The 16,322-nt window shown below is 65.0% G+C and carries 17 protein-coding genes and 1 pseudogene; 10 read left to right on the forward strand and 8 right to left on the reverse strand.

The genetic code is table 11. The features are described from left to right. From A5652_RS08240 to A5652_RS08255, 4 genes are all read left to right on the forward strand, one after another. Nucleotides 1–293: CoA transferase (locus A5652_RS08240; protein ID WP_197513837.1), on the forward strand; the 293-nt coding region annotated here is incomplete at its 5' end. Between the two features lie 19 nt (nucleotides 294–312). Continuing rightward, a complete protein-coding gene (locus tag A5652_RS08245; protein ID WP_067349029.1) occupies nucleotides 313–1,506 on the forward strand; it encodes an acyl-CoA dehydrogenase family protein in 1,194 nt (397 codons plus the stop codon). Nucleotides 1,507–1,510: 4 nt separating this feature from the next. After that, nucleotides 1,511–2,203: a GntR family transcriptional regulator gene (locus A5652_RS08250; protein WP_067349031.1), complete on the forward strand. Its 693-nt coding sequence runs from the start codon at nucleotides 1,511–1,513 to the stop codon at nucleotides 2,201–2,203. A gap of 83 nt (nucleotides 2,204–2,286) precedes the next feature. Continuing rightward, the gene (locus A5652_RS08255; RefSeq protein ID WP_067349034.1) at nucleotides 2,287–2,649 is read left to right on the forward strand and encodes a hypothetical protein; all 363 of its coding nucleotides are present in this window, start codon (nucleotides 2,287–2,289) and stop codon (nucleotides 2,647–2,649) included. On the opposite strand, the gene A5652_RS08260 is transcribed toward A5652_RS08255, so the two are convergent. The 6 genes from A5652_RS08260 to A5652_RS08285 all read right to left on the reverse strand — a co-directional run bounded on the left by A5652_RS08260 (nucleotide 2,625) and on the right by A5652_RS08285 (nucleotide 9,729). Continuing rightward, complete coding sequence (locus tag A5652_RS08260; protein ID WP_067349036.1) at nucleotides 2,625–4,166, reverse strand: class I adenylate-forming enzyme family protein; 1,542 nt, start codon at nucleotides 4,164–4,166, stop codon at nucleotides 2,625–2,627. The genes A5652_RS08255 and A5652_RS08260 overlap by 25 nt on opposite strands. After that, the gene (locus A5652_RS08265) at nucleotides 4,159–5,727 is read right to left on the reverse strand and encodes a class I adenylate-forming enzyme family protein (RefSeq protein WP_067349039.1); all 1,569 of its coding nucleotides are present in this window, start codon (nucleotides 5,725–5,727) and stop codon (nucleotides 4,159–4,161) included. The genes A5652_RS08260 and A5652_RS08265 overlap by 8 nt, the downstream gene beginning before the upstream one ends. Then, a complete protein-coding gene (locus A5652_RS08270; RefSeq protein WP_067349042.1) occupies nucleotides 5,717–7,186 on the reverse strand; it encodes a class I adenylate-forming enzyme family protein in 1,470 nt (489 codons plus the stop codon). Before A5652_RS08270 ends, A5652_RS08265 begins: the two co-directional genes overlap by 11 nt. Next, nucleotides 7,186–7,986 carry an enoyl-CoA hydratase/isomerase family protein gene (locus A5652_RS08275; RefSeq protein WP_067349044.1) on the reverse strand — a complete coding sequence of 267 codons (801 nt, stop codon included), beginning with the start codon at nucleotides 7,984–7,986 and terminating at the stop codon, nucleotides 7,186–7,188. The genes A5652_RS08270 and A5652_RS08275 overlap by 1 nt, the downstream gene beginning before the upstream one ends. Next, nucleotides 7,977–8,789 carry an enoyl-CoA hydratase/isomerase family protein gene (locus A5652_RS08280; RefSeq protein ID WP_067349047.1) on the reverse strand — a complete coding sequence of 271 codons (813 nt, stop codon included), beginning with the start codon at nucleotides 8,787–8,789 and terminating at the stop codon, nucleotides 7,977–7,979. Before A5652_RS08280 ends, A5652_RS08275 begins: the two co-directional genes overlap by 10 nt. A 118-nt stretch (nucleotides 8,790–8,907) precedes the next feature. Then, nucleotides 8,908–9,729, reverse strand: coding sequence for an enoyl-CoA hydratase/isomerase family protein (locus A5652_RS08285; protein ID WP_067349049.1), 822 nt, complete (start codon nucleotides 9,727–9,729; stop codon nucleotides 8,908–8,910). Between the two features lie 121 nt (nucleotides 9,730–9,850). Here A5652_RS08285 and A5652_RS08290 point away from each other — a divergent pair, with 121 nt between their 5' ends. After that, nucleotides 9,851–10,546 (forward strand): hypothetical protein, encoded by a 696-nt coding sequence (locus A5652_RS08290; RefSeq protein ID WP_067349052.1) that lies wholly within the window; start codon nucleotides 9,851–9,853, stop codon nucleotides 10,544–10,546. Further along, a complete protein-coding gene (locus tag A5652_RS08295; protein WP_067349054.1) occupies nucleotides 10,543–11,451 on the forward strand; it encodes an enoyl-CoA hydratase/isomerase family protein in 909 nt (302 codons plus the stop codon). The genes A5652_RS08290 and A5652_RS08295 overlap by 4 nt, the downstream gene beginning before the upstream one ends. A gap of 18 nt (nucleotides 11,452–11,469) precedes the next feature. On the opposite strand, the gene A5652_RS08300 is transcribed toward A5652_RS08295, so the two are convergent. Beyond that, entirely contained in the window at nucleotides 11,470–12,282 is an 813-nt protein-coding gene (locus tag A5652_RS08300) for a TetR/AcrR family transcriptional regulator (protein ID WP_067349057.1), read from the reverse strand. A 179-nt stretch (nucleotides 12,283–12,461) separates the two neighbouring features. On the opposite strand from A5652_RS08300, the gene A5652_RS08305 reads away from it, so the two are divergent. Together A5652_RS08305 and A5652_RS08310 are read left to right on the forward strand one after the other, a co-directional pair. Then, complete coding sequence (locus A5652_RS08305; protein WP_067349060.1) at nucleotides 12,462–13,259, forward strand: SDR family NAD(P)-dependent oxidoreductase; 798 nt, start codon at nucleotides 12,462–12,464, stop codon at nucleotides 13,257–13,259. 42 nt (nucleotides 13,260–13,301) lie between these two features. Continuing rightward, the gene (locus A5652_RS08310; RefSeq protein ID WP_067349065.1) at nucleotides 13,302–14,318 is read left to right on the forward strand and encodes a dihydrodipicolinate synthase family protein; all 1,017 of its coding nucleotides are present in this window, start codon (nucleotides 13,302–13,304) and stop codon (nucleotides 14,316–14,318) included. A gap of 61 nt (nucleotides 14,319–14,379) precedes the next feature. On the opposite strand, the gene A5652_RS08315 is transcribed toward A5652_RS08310, so the two are convergent. After that, nucleotides 14,380–14,619, reverse strand: a complete 240-nt coding sequence (locus tag A5652_RS08315) for a CsbD family protein (RefSeq protein ID WP_064952326.1) — start codon at nucleotides 14,617–14,619, stop codon at nucleotides 14,380–14,382. A gap of 349 nt (nucleotides 14,620–14,968) precedes the next feature. On the opposite strand from A5652_RS08315, the gene A5652_RS08320 reads away from it, so the two are divergent. Beyond that, nucleotides 14,969–15,814: an enoyl-CoA hydratase gene (locus tag A5652_RS08320; protein ID WP_067349062.1), complete on the forward strand. Its 846-nt coding sequence runs from the start codon at nucleotides 14,969–14,971 to the stop codon at nucleotides 15,812–15,814. 30 nt (nucleotides 15,815–15,844) lie between these two features. Beyond that, a pseudogene (locus A5652_RS08325) lies at nucleotides 15,845–16,322 on the forward strand (amidohydrolase); the annotation flags it as partial.

Genomic DNA, 16,322 nt, shown 5'->3' on the forward strand with positions numbered 1-16,322 from the left:
ACGAGATCACCACCGCGCTATCTGACACCACGGTGCTCTTCGAGCGGTACCGCACCTTCGCCGAGGTCGCCGCGGGACCGAAAGTCACTGACAATCCGATGTTCTCGCGATTGCGGCAACCGGGTCTCGGCGATTACTTCGCCCCCGGCCTTCCCGCGGCGATCGACGGCACACATCCGGCCAGCACGCCCGCGCCCGCCCTGGGGCAGGACACCGCCGACGTGCTCGCGCGGTTGGGGTTGAACGCCGCCGACATCGAGCGTCTGACAACCGCCAAAACCATCGCCTGCTGAGCAAAAGGAAACGCAGCACATGACCAAACTCGCCCAGACGCTCGGATTGACCGAGGTGCAGACCGAGATCATCGCCACCGTACGTAAATTCGTCGAGAAGGAAGTCATTCCCCACGCGGCCGAGCTGGAACGGACTGACACCTACCCGCAGGCGATCGTCGACCAGATGCGCGAGATGGGCCTGTTCGGCCTGATGATTCCGCAGGAGTACGGCGGGCTGGGCGAGTCGCTGTTGACCTACGCCCTATGTGTCGAGGAGCTGGCGCGCGGCTGGATGAGTGTGTCCGGCGTGCTCAATACGCACTTCATCGTGGCGTACATGCTGCGCCAGCATGGCACCGACGAGCAGAAGCAGCGGTTCCTGCCGCGGATGGCCGTCGGTGAGACGCGGGGTGCCTTCTCGATGTCGGAGCCGGAGCTGGGTTCCGACGTCGCCGCGATCCGCACCCGGGCTCGGCGCAATGACGACGGCACCTACACCATCGACGGCCAGAAGATGTGGCTGACCAACGGCGCCACTTCGACGCTGGTGGCCGTGTTGGTGCGCACGGACGAAGGCTCGGACAAGCCGCACCGCAACCTCACCGCGTTCCTCGTCGAAAAGCCGGTCGGTTTCGGCGAAGTCGTTCCCGGCCTGCGCATTCCCGGCAAGATCGAGAAGCTGGGCTACAAGGGCATCGAAACCACCGAGATGATTTTCGACGGTTACCAGGCCGGCGCCGACGACGTGCTCGGCGGCAGCACCGGCAAGGGCTTCTTCCAGATGATGGACGGCATCGAGGTCGGCCGGGTCAACGTGTCGGCCCGCGCGTGCGGTCTTGGGATCCGCGCCTTCGAACTCGCGGTGCGATACGCGCAACAGCGCGAGACCTTCGGCAAGCCGATCGCCGAGCATCAGGCCATCGCGTTCCAATTGGCCGAGATGGCGACCAAAGTTGAAGCCGCACACTTGATGATGGTCAATGCGGCGCGCTTGAAGGACTCGGGTGAGCGCAATGACGTCGCCGCCGGGATGGCCAAATACCTGTGCAGCGAGTATTGCACCGAAGTCACCCAGCAGAGTTTCCGCATCCACGGTGGCTACGGCTACTCCAAGGAATACGAAATCGAGCGGCTGATGCGTGACGCGCCGTTCCTGCTCATCGGCGAGGGCACCAGCGAGATTCAGAAGAACATCATCAGCAAGCGACTGCTCGCCGAGTATCAGGTGTAAACAGATGAGCGTTCCGGATTTCGCTGCGCGGCCTCAACTTTCAGAGGACGTTGCGCGCCTCATCCGCCGGCGGATATTTGACGGGGCATATGCCGCCGGATCGTATGTACGGCTGGATCAATTGGCCGCGGAGCTGGGTATCAGCGTCACACCGGTGCGTGAGGCGCTGTTCGCGCTGTGCGCCGAAGGCCTGATCAACCAGCAGCCGCGCCGTGGCTTTGTGGTGCTGCCGGTCACCGGGCGTGACGTCACCGATGTGGCCAATGTGCAGGCGCACGTCGGTGGTGAGTTGGCCGCGCGGGCGGCACTCAACATCACGGATGAGCAACTGCACAAGCTCAAAGAGATCCAGGCGCAACTGGAGGATGCTTACGCCGGCGATGAACACGAACACACCGTGCGGCTGAACCACGAATTTCACCGCGCCATCAATGTCGCGGCGGACTCGCCCAAGCTCGCTCAGCTGATGTCACAGATCACCCGGTATGCCCCCGAATCCGTGTTTCCCGCCATCGAGGGCTGGCCCGAGCAATCGATGCACGACCATCGGCGGATTCTGTCCGCGCTGAAAAAGCACGACGACAAGCTTGCCCGCGCGGCGATGTCGAAACATCTTGCCGCCGGCGCGGTGCCGCTGATCGATCACCTGGTCGCGCGCGGGGTGGTGGCCGACGGGGGCGACCAAACGTCCTCGTGAAGCCCCCGGCGGCAACTCTTGTCGCGTGCGCGCACCTGGGCATACGCTGCAACGCAAGGGGGCAACGAGCAGAGCGAGGAAGAATGTCCCCACCGCTTCGCGCATCGGCAGTTTTCGTAGCCTGCGTTTCGGCGATCGCGTTCGCGCCACCGGCTCATGCCGACCTGCTCGACCCCATCCCCGGCAATGGTGTCTTCGTCGTCGGGCCCGACATCGCGCCGGGTCTGTACCACACGAGCGGCTCGGGGTCGGCGTTTGGAGTGTGGATCAACAATGTGCCGACCCAGGACTCGATGTGCTCGTGGTTCACCTACAGCACGCCGGATGCGAACAAGGACCATGTACTGCAAACGAATACCTCGATCGGCCCGATGTTCGCGAACATCAACTCATCGGTGAAGGCCTTCGAGTCGCAGAATTGTCAGCCCTGGACGCGGGTCCCCTGAGCCTGGTCTGACAACATCTCGCGCAATCGGCGGATGTCGACCTTGCCGGTGGCACCGCGCGGAACGTCCTCGTCGGATTCCAGCAGCAGCCATACCGTCGGGACCTTGAAGGCGCTCAACAGGGTTCGCGCGCAGCGAAGTAGCCGCTCAGCGGTCAGGGCCCGGCACACGACCAGCGCGCCCACCCGATTGCCGTGGGCGCCGGGAACATTGGTGACAAACGCGTTGTCGACCCCGTCGATCGCGCGCAGGGCAGTCTCGACCTCACTGGGGTAGACCGTCGCGCCGCTGACCTTGAACATGTCGTCGGATCGCCCGTGGTAGAACAGGAATCCATCGTCGTCGAGGTGGGCGAGGTCACCGGTGGGGTAGAAGCCATCGGCGGTGAAGAGATCCTCACGGGTGCGCCCGCAGACGCCGCGCAGCGTGTGCGGTCCGCGGATCTGAATCATGCCGGTGGCGCCGACCGCGACGGGCGCGCCGGTGTCCGCGTCGACGATGCGGACTTCCATGCCGGGAAAGGGTTTTCCGCAGCTGCCCCACGCCGAGGTGGGCATGTCGGTATCGGCGGGATACCCGCAGTACGGCCCGAAGGCCTCGGTCATGCCAAACAACCTGGCACGCGCGCCGGGCTGGGCGCGCTGCTCGGGCGGTAGTAGGGCCTGCAGGCTCCCCGCCTCTAGCGCCGACAGGTCGGCGCCGCGCTCGCCGGCGTGCCGTGCCAATGTGTCGGCCTGGTCCGGCCAGCCCCGAAACAGCGTGACCCGTTCGCCTTCCAGCAGTTTCAGGGTCGTTTCGGGCCGAGGGATTTCTTCGGTCACCAAGGTGGCGCCGGCCAGCAGGGCCGAGAGTATTCCGCTGCCGAAGCCGCCCACCCAGAAGAAGGGCATCGGCAGATACAGGCGGGTCTCGGCGGTGATGCACCGCGCCGCGAGGCCCGACCGCACGGCGCCCAACGCGTTGCCGTGCGAGTGGATGACTCCCTTGGGCGATCCGCTGCTGCCCGAGGTGAACATGATCACCAACGGGTCGGCGGGCGTGACCGTCGCAGTCATGGGGTCGACCATGTTGCGGACCTGCTCGCTCGCGCAGGCATTTTCGAGCCGGTCGAGCGACCAGACCGCCCGCAGTGCGGGAAGTTCGGCTCTTCGCACCGTCGCGAGCTCGTCGAGGTAGCGGTGGCCGCGGAACTCCTCGACGCTGACCAAGAACTGCACCGCGGCCACCCGCAGTTGCGCGGCCAGCTCTGCGGCCGTCAACAGGGTGCTCAGTGGTACCAGCACCGCGCCGATACGGGTCAGGGCGATGGCGACCTGCACCCAGCGGGTGCTGTTGGGCATGATGAGTCCCACCCGGGTGCCCTTGCCCACGCCCGCCTCGATAAAGACCGCGGCCAGATCCCTTGTGGTGGAGTCCAGTTCGCCGTAACTGATCCGGGAGGTGGGGTCGATCACCATCGGCGTGTCACCGTCGTGGCCCGCCCGCAACCGCACCAGCTGGTCGATGGTACTAGACATCGAAGCGCTCCCTGAGTCGCCGCATGTCGACCTTGCCACTGGACAGCAGCGGAACCTCGGCGCCGCGAAGGGCGATGAACCGCTTGGGAATCTTGTACGCGGACAGCTCCGTCTTCAGCCGCGCGACCAGCGCGGCTTCGTCGAAATCCGCGGCACCGTCCGGTTGGACAACCACCGCGGCGACGACCTGCCCGCGCCGGGCGTCGGGAATGCCGATCACATAAGCCGGCGCCCCGTCGGTGACCCTGCTGATGGTCTTTTCCACTTCGGCCGCCGAGACGTTGGCGCCCGCCGTTTTGATCATCGCGCTGCGCCGGCCGACGAAATAGACGAATCCGTCGGCATCGATGCGCACCAAATCGCCGCTGTGGAACCAGCCGTCGGCATCGAAGCACTCTTCCCGGCTGCGTTTGTAGTAGCGCTGCATCAGGTACGGCCCGCGAAGGCACAGTTCGCCGACCTCGCCGACCGGCACGGCGGTCGCGGTGTCGGGATCGATGACCTTGGCCTCGAATCCCGGCGCCGGCTTGCCGAACGAGCCGCGCCGGTGTTCGGGTTGGTCGGATTCGTCATCACCGATCAGCACGACACCACCGGCCTCGGTCATGCCCAGCATGTTGTGCCGCAGCTCCGCGTCGGCCGGGCGGGCGTCGGGAGCCATGATCGGGTACAGGTTGCCGCGCCGCATCGACGACAGGTCGCGCCGGGGGAAGCTCGGGTGGTCGGCCAGATGGGCGATACCGGCGGCGAACCCGTTGGTGACGGTAGGCTTTTCGGCTTCCAGCAGGTCGAGCGTCGCCCCGGCGTCGGTGGCGGTGGAACACACCAAGGTCGATCCGGCCATCAAAGTCGCGAGCAGGCCGAACGCGAGGCCGCCGATCCAGAAGAACGGCGAATTGCAGAACAGCCTGTCGTCGGATGTCAAGCCCCGGACTCGGTTGAGGTTGCCCTGATACGCGAGCAGGCTGCCGTGCGTGTGCACCACTCCCTTGGGGGCGCTGGTGGAGCCCGACGTGTACACGATCGCCAGCGGATCACCTTCGGCAACATCCTCTTCCAGCGCGGCCGACAGTGCCGGATCGACAGCGTCGGCCAGCCGGTACACCGGCTCATGAGTGATCGCCACGTGGCGCAGCTGCGGTGCCGCGGCACACAACAGCCGGGAACCGAGATCGGCGCCGGAGAAGATCTCGGACAGTCGCTGCACGTAATCGTGAGAGCGAAACGATTTGGCAGTCAACAGGATTCCCACATCACCATCGACGAGTTGCTCGCGCAGCTCGCGGGCGGTGACAAAGGTGGAGAACGGGACCACGGCGGCACCGATTCGCGCCGCCGCCAGCATCCCGACAACAAACTCGGACCCGTTCGGATAAAGCAGTCCCACATGGGTTCCCTTGCCGGCGCCGAGGCCAATCAGGCCGCGCGCGAGTTGCGCCGACCGGACGTCGGCCTCCGCGTAGCTGATCCGGTCAGTGTCGCAGACCAGAAGCGGGTGACCGCCGCGCAAACGGGCTTGCTGCCGCAGAATTCCGGCGACCGTCAATCGATCAACGGGCATGGTCGCGCTGCACTGCGGGCTCGTGGAAAAAGCCCCGAATCGCACCGAGATCGGCCTTGCCCGAGGGTGTTCGGGGGATGGTGTCGACGATCGCGATCTCGGTGGGTATCTCGTAGCGGGCCAGCCGCTCCCGCAGGTACTCCACCAGCGCGTCGGCGTCGGTGTCGGCTCGTTCGCGGAGCTCAACCATGGCGACCGGTGTCTCGCCGAGCCGCTCGTCGGGTCGGGCGATCACGGCCGCGCCGGCCACCGCGGGGTGGCTCTCCAGTGCGAGGCGAACGTCGTCGGGCATCACCTTGAAACCGCCGCGAATGATCGCCTGGTCGGCGCGGCCGACGATCCAGAGAAATCCGTCGGCGTCGATCCGCGCCATGTCCGTGGTTCGCATCCATGGCGCGGCGGGCCCCAGCTGGCCGGGCTTGACCTCCAGCAGGCCGACATCGTCTGGGCCCAAGGGGGTCCCGTCCTCGGCGACCACCCTGAGCTGAGCGCCCGAATTGGCCCGCCCGACGCTGCCTCGTTTGGTCTGCCAGTACCGCTGGTGATCGGCAAGGGTCCAGCCCGCCACCCCGCCGCCGAATTCGGTTGCCGCATACGAGGTCAACACCGGTACGCCGTACTTCTCGGTGAAGGCTTCGGCGTCCTCGGCTGACAGCGGCGCCGTCCCGCAGGTGACGGCCTTCAGGCTTGCCAGGTCGGCGCGCGGAACATCGGAGTGCAATACGGTGCGCAGGGCAGCCGGTACCAGCGACGCCGCGCGGGGCCGGTGCTTGCGCACCGCCGCGGCCCAAGCGTTGAGCTCGAATCGTTCCAGCAGCACGAACGGTCGCGCCTCGGCGATGCATTGCAGCACGCGGAATACCCCGCCGATATGCACCAGCGGCGAATTCACGATCGCGACGCCGCGGCGCAGCTCTTGTGGCGGCGCAGCATGTTCGGGATCCCATCCCATCACGCTGCGGGCCAGCATGTCGTAGCCCAGATCGATTCGCTTGGGCGGGCCCGTCGTGCCGCTGGTCAGCATGCGCACCGCGACACCGGACGGCGAAGCAGCGCCGCCGGCGGGCGGCGCGGACACGTCGGCGTCGTCCAGCAGGCCCGAAATCGCGACCGTCGGCGTGCCCGCGGGGACCAGCGTCGTCAGATCGCCGCGCTCGCCGACGATCACGGGAAGCTGCAGACCCGCGATGTCGGCCTTGGTGCGCTCGTCGCCGCGAGAGGGGTTGACGACCACGACCGTTCCGCCGCCCAGCAGCACGCCCAGGAACGCGGCCACGTGTCCCGGCCGGTTGCGCAAGAGCATCCCGACCTCAGCTCCGGCGGTGACTGCCGCGATGCGTTGTGCCGATGCGGAGAGGTGAGCCCAGGAGATCCACTCGCCGCCATACTCGATGGCGTGCGCGTCCGGTTCGAGGACGAGCACGTCGGCGATTCGTTGAACCAGCGGGTGACGCGACATCAGCGAATCTTCGGTGTGCGCGCGGAGTCCCGGGCCCGGGAATCGCTCTGAGCGGCCAGCTCGGCGGTGCCCAGCGGATTGCCCAGCCGGGTGTAGATCAGGCCCTGGTCCAGTGCGGCGCGGTACGGCTTGTCGAGCGATTCCCAAATCGCTTTCACGGTGCCAGCGGTCGCGGTCGGCGGCTTGGCGGCGATGGTCGCCGCAATCTCATGAGCGCGGTTCCAGAGCTGGTCGGCGGCGACGATCTCGGAGACCAAGCCGATCCGCAGCGCGGTCTCGGCGCCGACGCGTTCGTCGTTGCCCATCAGCGCTATGCGCAAAGTCTCGCCTAGTCCGATGCGGCGCATCAGGCCGATCGGTTCCAATGCGCAGACGAGGCCCGCCGACACGTGAGAGTCGAAGAACGTGGCATTCTCGGAGCAGATGACCACATCGGATTCGTTGATGAAGTAAAACGCGCCCGCGGTGCACATGCCCTGGACCGCGCAGACCACGGGTTTCCACATCTTCTGCCACTTGGGACTCAGCGCTTCGCCGGGATCCTCGTGGTTCCAGATGTTTTCGGGCTGCCCGTACGGCGTCTTGATGTCCAGGCCGGCGCTGAACGCCCGATCACCGGCGGCGCGCAACACCACTGAATGCACCGAGTCGTCGAGCTTGACCGTGCGCCACGCGCGGGCCATCTCCTCGCACATGGTGCGGTTGAACGCGTTGAGCTGATCGGGGCGATTCAGCGTGATGGTGGCGACATGGTCCTGCGCGTCGACCTCGAGCAGAATGGTTTCGAAAGTCATCGGCATTGCCAGTTCGGTTTGCGTTTCTCGACGAACGCCCTCGGGCCCTCCTGCGCATCCTCGGTGCGCAGCACACGCTCGCGGAAGGTCTCGGCGAGTATCTCCGCCTCGTGCAGCGGCACATTCAGGCCCTTGAGAATCGCCAGTCGGGTGCCCCGGACAGCCAGCGGCGCATTGGAATTGACGATGTCGGCGATCTCGTGGGCCCGCTCCAGCAGGCGGTCGTGTTCGACGATTTCGCTGATCAACCCGAGGTCATACGCGCGTTGAGCGCCCATCCTCTCGTGCTTGCCCATCAAGGCCATTCGCAGCGCGATGGAGCGGGGCAACACCCGAGACACCCGCACTAACTCCCGCCCGGCCACCAGCCCGATGCTGACGTGCGGATCGAAGAAGGTCGCCTGCTCCGAAGCGATCACGATGTCGGTCGTAGTGACCCAGTCCATGCCGGCGCCACAGCAGATTCCGTTCACTGCGGTCAGCACCGGCTTGGCCATCGTGCGAAACGGTGGCGTGCCCTCCTGCGGCGCCTCCCATTGGTCATACGTCGACAGGTATGACCGCTCGTAGATGACCTTGCCGTCTTCCGGAATCTCTTTGACGTCGGCGCCGGTGCAAAAAGCGCGGCCGGTGCCGGTGACGATGGTGAGCCAGACGTTGTCGTCGTTTTCGGCCTCGTCGTAGGCGGCCCGCAGCTCGGTGATCATGTGCGGGCTGAGCGCATTGAGGGCATCCGGGCGGTTCAGGGTGACGGTCGCGGTGTGCCCGTCGACTTCGTACTTGATCGTGTCGAACGAATCAGTGGGCATCGGTCATCCCTTCGTCTGGCGCCTGGTCCGACCCGCGAGCGTGGGGTCCAAGGACGGGTTCCAGGCCATTGCCCTGCGTAGGAGCCGCGCCGAGCGTTTGTCGTAGTTGCTTCTCTGGTTAGCGTCCATGAAAATCCGGATCCCGTCGCTGCGCGAAGGCCTCCAGGCCCTCCTTGAAATCAATTGTCCTGCAGGACAATTCCAGGTTGAATAGCTCCTGGGTCAACGATTGGCTCAACGTGGCATGCTGGCCGAAGTTCAACGCCTGTTTGGCCAGGCCGATCGCGGCCGTCGGCCCGGAGGCCAGTCGGCCCACCAACTCCTCGGCGGCGTGGTCGAGGTCCGGGCCGCCTACCGTCTGGTGGATCAACCCCCAGTCGGCCGCATCCGGCGCGCTCACCTTCTCACCCAGCAGCAGCATGCGCCGGGCCCGCGCCAGGCCGACGAGGCGGGGCAGCAGCCAGGTGGATCCCGAGTCCGGGCTGAATCCACGGTCGGTGAAGGGCTCCCAGAAAACCGCATCCTCGGCGGCCACGGTGAAGTCAGCGGCCAGGGCCAGGTTGCAGCCGAATCCCACCGCCCAACCCCGCACGCTGCAAACCACCGGCAATTGGATGCTTGCGACGAGCTCGATCACCCGGTGAGCGGCATGGGGGATACGTCGCACCAGATCCCCGGTGCGGGGACGCTTCCCGCCGGGATCGTTGGCGGCCACCCAATCCGCGCCCGCGCAGAAGTGATCGCCCGCGCCCCGGATGTGTACAGCGCGCAGCGAATCGTCGGCGGCAGCATCGGTGAGCGAGTCGACCAACGTACCGATCATCAACTGTGTCAACGAGTTACGCCGGGATGGGCGGTCGAGCGTCACCAGCAACACCGCACCGTCTCGCTGCACTGTCACCGAACCCAAGGCACCGGCCGTCTCGGCCCCCTGACTCACCGTCGAATCCGGCCTTTCTCCGCCGATACGGTTACCCATACAGTAGGCAATACGATTGTTACGCTGTATAAGTTAGCAAGGATACGCTGCCTGCGGAACAACTCAGGTGAAAGAGAGACCCATGGCCTTGTCGGAGGGGCACGCCGCGCCGACGTCGACGAGCAACGGCGACGCGCGATTCGGTGAGGCTCCGCTTGCCCAGACCGTGGCCGCAGCCGCCGCCATGCGACGCCTGAGCTCGTTGCTGGTATCCCTGGAACATCCGCACCGCGCGGTGGACGCCATGCTGCAGAAGTTCGCCGAGTGGGAAAGCGAACTGGCGCCCGCGGCGCCGACGGACAACGCGCCGCGCATCGGCGAGTTGCCCGACGACTCCCGACGCGTCTACCTCAACCACGCCACCGACATCGGCGCGTACAACCCGTGCTTTCCCGAATATCGGTTCGACCAACTCGATGCCGAGAATGCGACGGGCACTGTCGAGTTCCCGCTGATATATGAGGGTCCGCCCGGATTGGTGCACGGCGGATTCCTGGGCGTCTTCTTCGACTGCGTCATTCAGCACCACAACTGCGTCACCGGCCTGTCCGGCAAAACGCGCTCCCTGGCCGTCACTTTCCGCCGGCCGACGCCGATAGTGACCGAGCTGCGGTTCGACATCGCCCGAACCCAGGGCGAACGCGGCATCACGTCGACCGGGCGGTTGTTGCTCGACGACGAAGTCTTGTGTACCGGCGAGGTCAACACCTCGGCGTCACGGCCGGAAAAGCTTGCCGGAACGCGATTCGGCAGGCGCCGAAAGGAGTCCGACACATGACCGCCTCGAGCACCTCAGACGATCGCGTGCTCTTCGACGTCGATCCCGACCGGCGCATCGCGACCATCACGCTGAACAATCCCAAACAACGCAACTCCTACGACGCGGCGATGCGTGAGGCCGTCGCCCGCTGTCTGGACCGGGTGGCCGAAGACGACGACCTCACGGTGGTGCTACTGCGTGGTGCCGAGGGGGTATTTTCCACCGGAGCCGACATGAACAATGCTTACGGCTGGTATGGCTCGTCCGCGCCACCCGACCAGGCAGCCGCCGATGACCGGGACGCCAAACGTCGCCCCAGCCAGCGCCGACGACTTACCGTGGACCGCAAGTCTTTTGGGTTCTACCACAATTTCATGGGCTTTCCGAAGGTGACGGTGGGGGAGATTGCCGGCTACGCGCTCGGCGGCGGATTCGAGATTGCGTTGATGACCGACATCTCGGTCATCGCACGCGACACCAAGATCGGCATGCCGGCCACCCGTTTCCTGGGCCCCGCGCTCGGCAGCCTGCACATGTTCTTTCACCGGCTAGGGCCGGTGCTGGCCCGGCGCCTGCTGCTGACCGGCGACATCATCGAGGCGGCCGAGATCGAACACCTCGGAATCTTCACCGACACCTGCGCGCCCGGCGCGGTGACGGCCCGGGCACGATACTGGGCCGAGAAGGCTGCGAAGATGCCCGCCGACGGAGTCGTCATCGCCAAAGAGGCATTCCGGCTCGTCGAGCAGAGCCAGGCGTACCAGGGCGAAGAGGTCGCCAGCTACCTGTTCCACGCCTTCGGCACCAACCTGCAATTCGGGCCTGACGAATTCAACTTCGTCAAAACCCGTGCGCAGCACGGCGCCCGGGAGGCGTTTCGGTTACGCGACGAGCACTTCCACGTACCGGAACCCGAAGGCTGACAGAGCGTTTCGGACGGGTCAGCGAGCCGCTGCCGCCTTGGTTCGTCCTCGAGGGGTAGCGGACTTGGCCGGCTTGCGCTGTCGTGCTGGCGCCGGCTTGGCGCCCTTCGACGCTTTCCCTTCCTCGATCAGCCGGCTGGCGTGGTCGAGGATGCAGGTGAGGCCGTACTCGAAATTGGGCTCATCGGGCGCGGCCAGGCGGTGGCCGATCCGGGTGATCTGCGCAAGGAGCGGGGTCTTTTCCGGGTCGATGGAAACGGCGTCCTCGATGGCGCGGGGTCCGATATCCGACGATTGGTTCTTTTCGTAGAGCCGTTGTAGCACTACCGATCCGCGCACGTGAACCGAAACCGCCGAATAGGTGTCGAACGCATCCTCCGGCGACAGGCCGGCCTCCACCAGATTGGAGACCGCTTTTTCCATCTCCTGAGCGCCCATCCGCGCCGCCTTCGGCGAAAGGGCGGCGCGAATCAAAATCAGGTCGCACAGAATGGGGTTGCCCATGAAGGTCTTACGCATCAAGCGTGCGTGGTTGGCCAACGTCTCGCGCCAGTCGCTGGCCTCGACATAGGGAGTGGCGAACACGTACTTGCTCAGGGCGCGGTCGGTCATCGCGTTGAGCAGGTCGTCCTTCTTGCGGAAGTACCAGTAAATGCTCGTCACGCCGACACCGAGATGTTTGCCGAGCAACGGCATGCTCAGGTTGTCGATCGACACCTGCTCCGCGAGTTCGAATGCGCCGCTGATGATGTCATCGGGATTGATGGACCCGCGCTCGCGTCGCTGGCGCTTATCGGCGGTTGCCTGCTTTGCCACTACGGGCACCTCCATCAAAATCTGTTTCGTGCATGCGGTCCGCGGTATATTGAATTTACCGGCACTTTCTTATCTGACCTGCGTATACGCCTTCGTGTCGCATTCTTCCTCTGCTACTGTAATCCCTATCGTAGGGTTTTTGGTAAATCGGCTGGACAGGCGAAAATGACCAGACTAGAGCTACGGATTATGCGATGGATCTAGGGCTGGCGAATGCCACTGCGGTGGTAGTCGGTGGTAGCCGCGGTATGGGATTGGCGACGGCGCGCTGCTTCGCCGACGAAGGTGCCCGGGTCGCGGTGGTCGGCCGTAGCCGAGATGCGCTCGATGCGGCGGTGACCGACCTCACGCAACGTGGCAGCCCGGACGCGGTGGGGCTGACGGCCGACATCGCAGACGAGGACACGGTCGGCGCGGTGTTCGGCGACCTCGCCGAGCGATGGGACGGCGAACTCAACGCTCTGGTCGTCACAGTGGGGCCGGGAGCCGCGGGCACGTTCGAAGATCTGACCGACGAGCAGTGGCGCCAGTCCGTCGAAGATGGCGTGCTCGGGATGGTGCGCTGCGTACGCGCGGCGCTTCCACTGCTGCGCAAGGCGAAATGGGCCCGGATAGTCACCTTCTCGGCGCACTCGACTCAGCGGCAAAGCGTCATGCTGCCCGCCTACACAGCGGCGAAATCGATGCTGACCAGCGTTTCGAAGAACCTGTCGCTGCTACTGGCCAAAGACGAGATCCTGGTCAACGTGGTTTCGCCCGGCAGCATCGCGTCCGAATCGTTGGTTGGCTGGGCCAAGTCGGTGGGGGTCGACGGCAACGACCCCTACGCGCTGATGGGGGCCATCGCCAAGCATTTCGGTCATCCCGCGCACATGCCGCGGGCGGGGCTGCCGGACGAAATCGGCCCAGTCGCCGCGTTCCTGGCCTCGCGGCGCAACTCCTACATGACCGGAGCCAACATCAACGTCGATGGCGGTTCGGACTTCACCTGAGGACGGATGAAGAAATCGATTGGCAGACAAAAGGAGTCGACGGTGGCTACGGCAGCAGAGGCGCGTTCTTGGGCGCCCGGCGCATTGCGGGGGATCGGTGACTCCCTCTACACCCCGTTCTGCGGCACCGACGGCGATGATATCGACTGGGACGCCTACCGGGCGCTGGTGCGTTACTGCGTCGGTGATCTCGGGCATCCGATGTTGTGGTGCACCAGCGGAATCGCCGAATTCTGGTCGCTGACACTCGACGAGCGCAAACACCTTTTGGAGGTGGCCGTCGAGGAAGCGCGCGGCATCAATCCCGACGTGGTGGTGCAGGCGTGCACGGCGGCCATGTCGGCGAAGGATTGTGTGGACTTGACGCTGCACGCCCAGGAGGCGGGCGCTGACATCGCCTATATCCAAACGCCGATGATGGAGGCGCATGGCGGCGACGGTGTGCTGCGCTTCTTCAAATATGTGGCGGCGCGCACGAATATCGCCCTGGGCATGTTCAATTCGCCGTCCTCGGGTTATGTGCTGACACCGGCCGAAAGCGCCCGTATCTACAACGAGGTTCCCGCGGTGTGTGCCACCAAGGAGGGAGCCTTCCGGCCGGCGGGCAGCCGGATGCTGCACGAATTGGCGCCCGGTCTCGCGGTGTGGGAATGCGACAAGACGGTGTACCGCGCCGGCTGGCTGCGCGACGGGATCGTCTGTCCGGCGCAACTGGGTACGTCGGGTTACCTTTTCGAAACGCCGGCGCGGCGACTGTTCTCCGAATACTGGGACCTGATTCAGAGCGACAAGCTCGTCGAGGCGATGGACTACGGCCGCGAGTCAGGCCTGGACCAGTTCGACTTGGACATTGGATCCTGGTGGACGTGCTACCCGGAGCGCGCTGATTACTTCACCCACTGGGGGGGCGCATTCAAGTACGCCGCGTCGCTGCTGGGACTGCCCATCGGGGCGTATCCGCATTCCCGCCCGCCGCAAGCTGAGTTGCCGCCCGAGGCGAAAGCCCAAATCGAGAACGCTTATCAGCGCCTGGGCCTGCTCGAAACCTCGTTGCAGTAGAGGGGTTTACCCAGCGACGCGGGCCCGGTTAATGACCGGGCCCGCTCGCCTAGCTGGCCGCCTAGTTCTGCTCGGCCCGCTCACGCTGTTCGTAGGCCTTGGCCTTACCGCGGGCTTTCTCAGCGGCGGCTTCCTTCTTTCCAGCGTTGCGCTGGGCTTCCGCCTTGTCCTGCTGAGCCTTGCCCTCGTCGATCAGTCCGTCGTTGCCGATGATGATCCCGATGACCTGCTTGGTCTTACCCAGGGCATCTTCGACGATGCCTCGAACGAGTTCGATCGGGCCGCTCTTGACGTCAACCATTGTTTACCTCCCCATTGTCGGCTGGCTTCTGTTGGGTTTCCCGATCGCGGCCCGGATGCAAACGTGGAGACAACGTGTCACACACCACAGAAATTAAGTCTTGCCACGTCGCAGACCTGTTTGCGGATCCAAAAGAAGGCCGGCGCTCGGCGATTCGCGGTTACCCTGCGTCAAATGGCCGTCCGCTGAGTCGTCGGTTCGCAGGCGGTTGAAACGACCCTTTGGCACCCGAAATCGCAGATTAGTCGGGGTTTCGCACGCGAATGGCAGCGGTTGTGGAATGCGGTACCGATAGGTATACAGTATGGGTACAAACTCGCCTGTTGGTCAGCTATGAGGGGACGGTCCGATGAGCGCCGCCGACCGTGTGGTCACCGATGAGGCGGTGCTGTATGAGACAACTGAAACCGGTGTTGCAATTCTGACATTCAACCGTCCGGATCGTCTCAATGCCTGGGGCCCAGACATCGCAGCCGGGTTCTACGCAGCGATCGATCGCGCCGAACAGGACCCCTCCGTCCGGACCATCGTGTTGACCGGCCGAGGCCGGGGATTCTGCGCGGGGGCGTATTTGGGCGCACCGAGTGCGGCACCCGACTATGGCGAGACGATGGAGAAGGCGGCTCAGCAGGACCTGGCCGACTTGGTCGGGGAGCGCCCGCCCCATTTTGTGACGACGCTGCGCAAGCCCGTCATCGCTGCCATCAACGGTGCTTGTGTCGGCATCGGGTTGACCCAGGCGCTGATGTGCGACGTCCGGTTCGCGGCAGCCGGCGCGAAGTTCGGCGCCGTGTTCGCGCGCCGCGGTCTGATCGCGGAGTTCGGGATTTCCTGGATACTGCCGCGGCTGACCAACTGGGGCGTCGCTCTCGATCTGTTGCTCAGCGGGCGGATCTTCCTCGCCGAGGAGGCGGCCGAGCTGGGTCTCGTGAAAGAAGTGGTCGCTCCGGAAAGTCTGATGAAGCGTGCCCTCGATTACGCCGAGGACATCGCGGCGAATTGCTCTCCAACGTCGATGGCCGTGATCAAGAGTCAGGTTTACGGCGACGCGACCCGCGACGTCGGACAGGCCAACTCGCTTGCCGAGGTTTTGTTGCACGAGGCCATGCCCCGCCCAGATGTCATCGAGGGCATCACAAGCTTTCTGGAAAAACGGCCCCCGCAATTCCCATCGCTCGATTCGACCGACTCTTAATGTTCGCCGGTAATGGCGGAAAGGATCACCATGGTTGACTTGAGTTACCAGGCGATCGACGTTGACAACCACTACTACGAGCCGCTGGACTCGTTCACCCGCCACCTGGACAAGAAGTTCAAACGGCGCGGCGTGCAGATGGTCACTGAGGGCAAGCGGACTTGGGCAATCATCGGGGACCGCGTCAACCACTTCATCCCCAATCCCACCTTCGACCCGATCATCGTGCCGGGTTGCCTCGACCTGTTGTTCCGCGGCGAAATTCCAGAAGGCGTCGACCCGGCCTCGCTGATGAAGGTCGAACGGCTGGCGGACCATCCCGAGTACCAGAACCGCGATGCCCGGATCGCGGTGATGGACAACCAGGACATCGAGACCGTGTTCATGCTGCCGACCTTCGGATGCGGGGTCGAGGAGGCGCTCAAGCACGACATCGAGGCGACCATGGCGTCGGTCCATGCGTTCAATCTGTGGCTCGACGAGGATTGGGGCTTCGATCGGCCCGATC

It is taken from the genome of Mycobacterium sp. 1165178.9, assembly GCF_001673555.1.
Lineage (GTDB): Bacteria > Actinomycetota > Actinomycetes > Mycobacteriales > Mycobacteriaceae > Mycobacterium.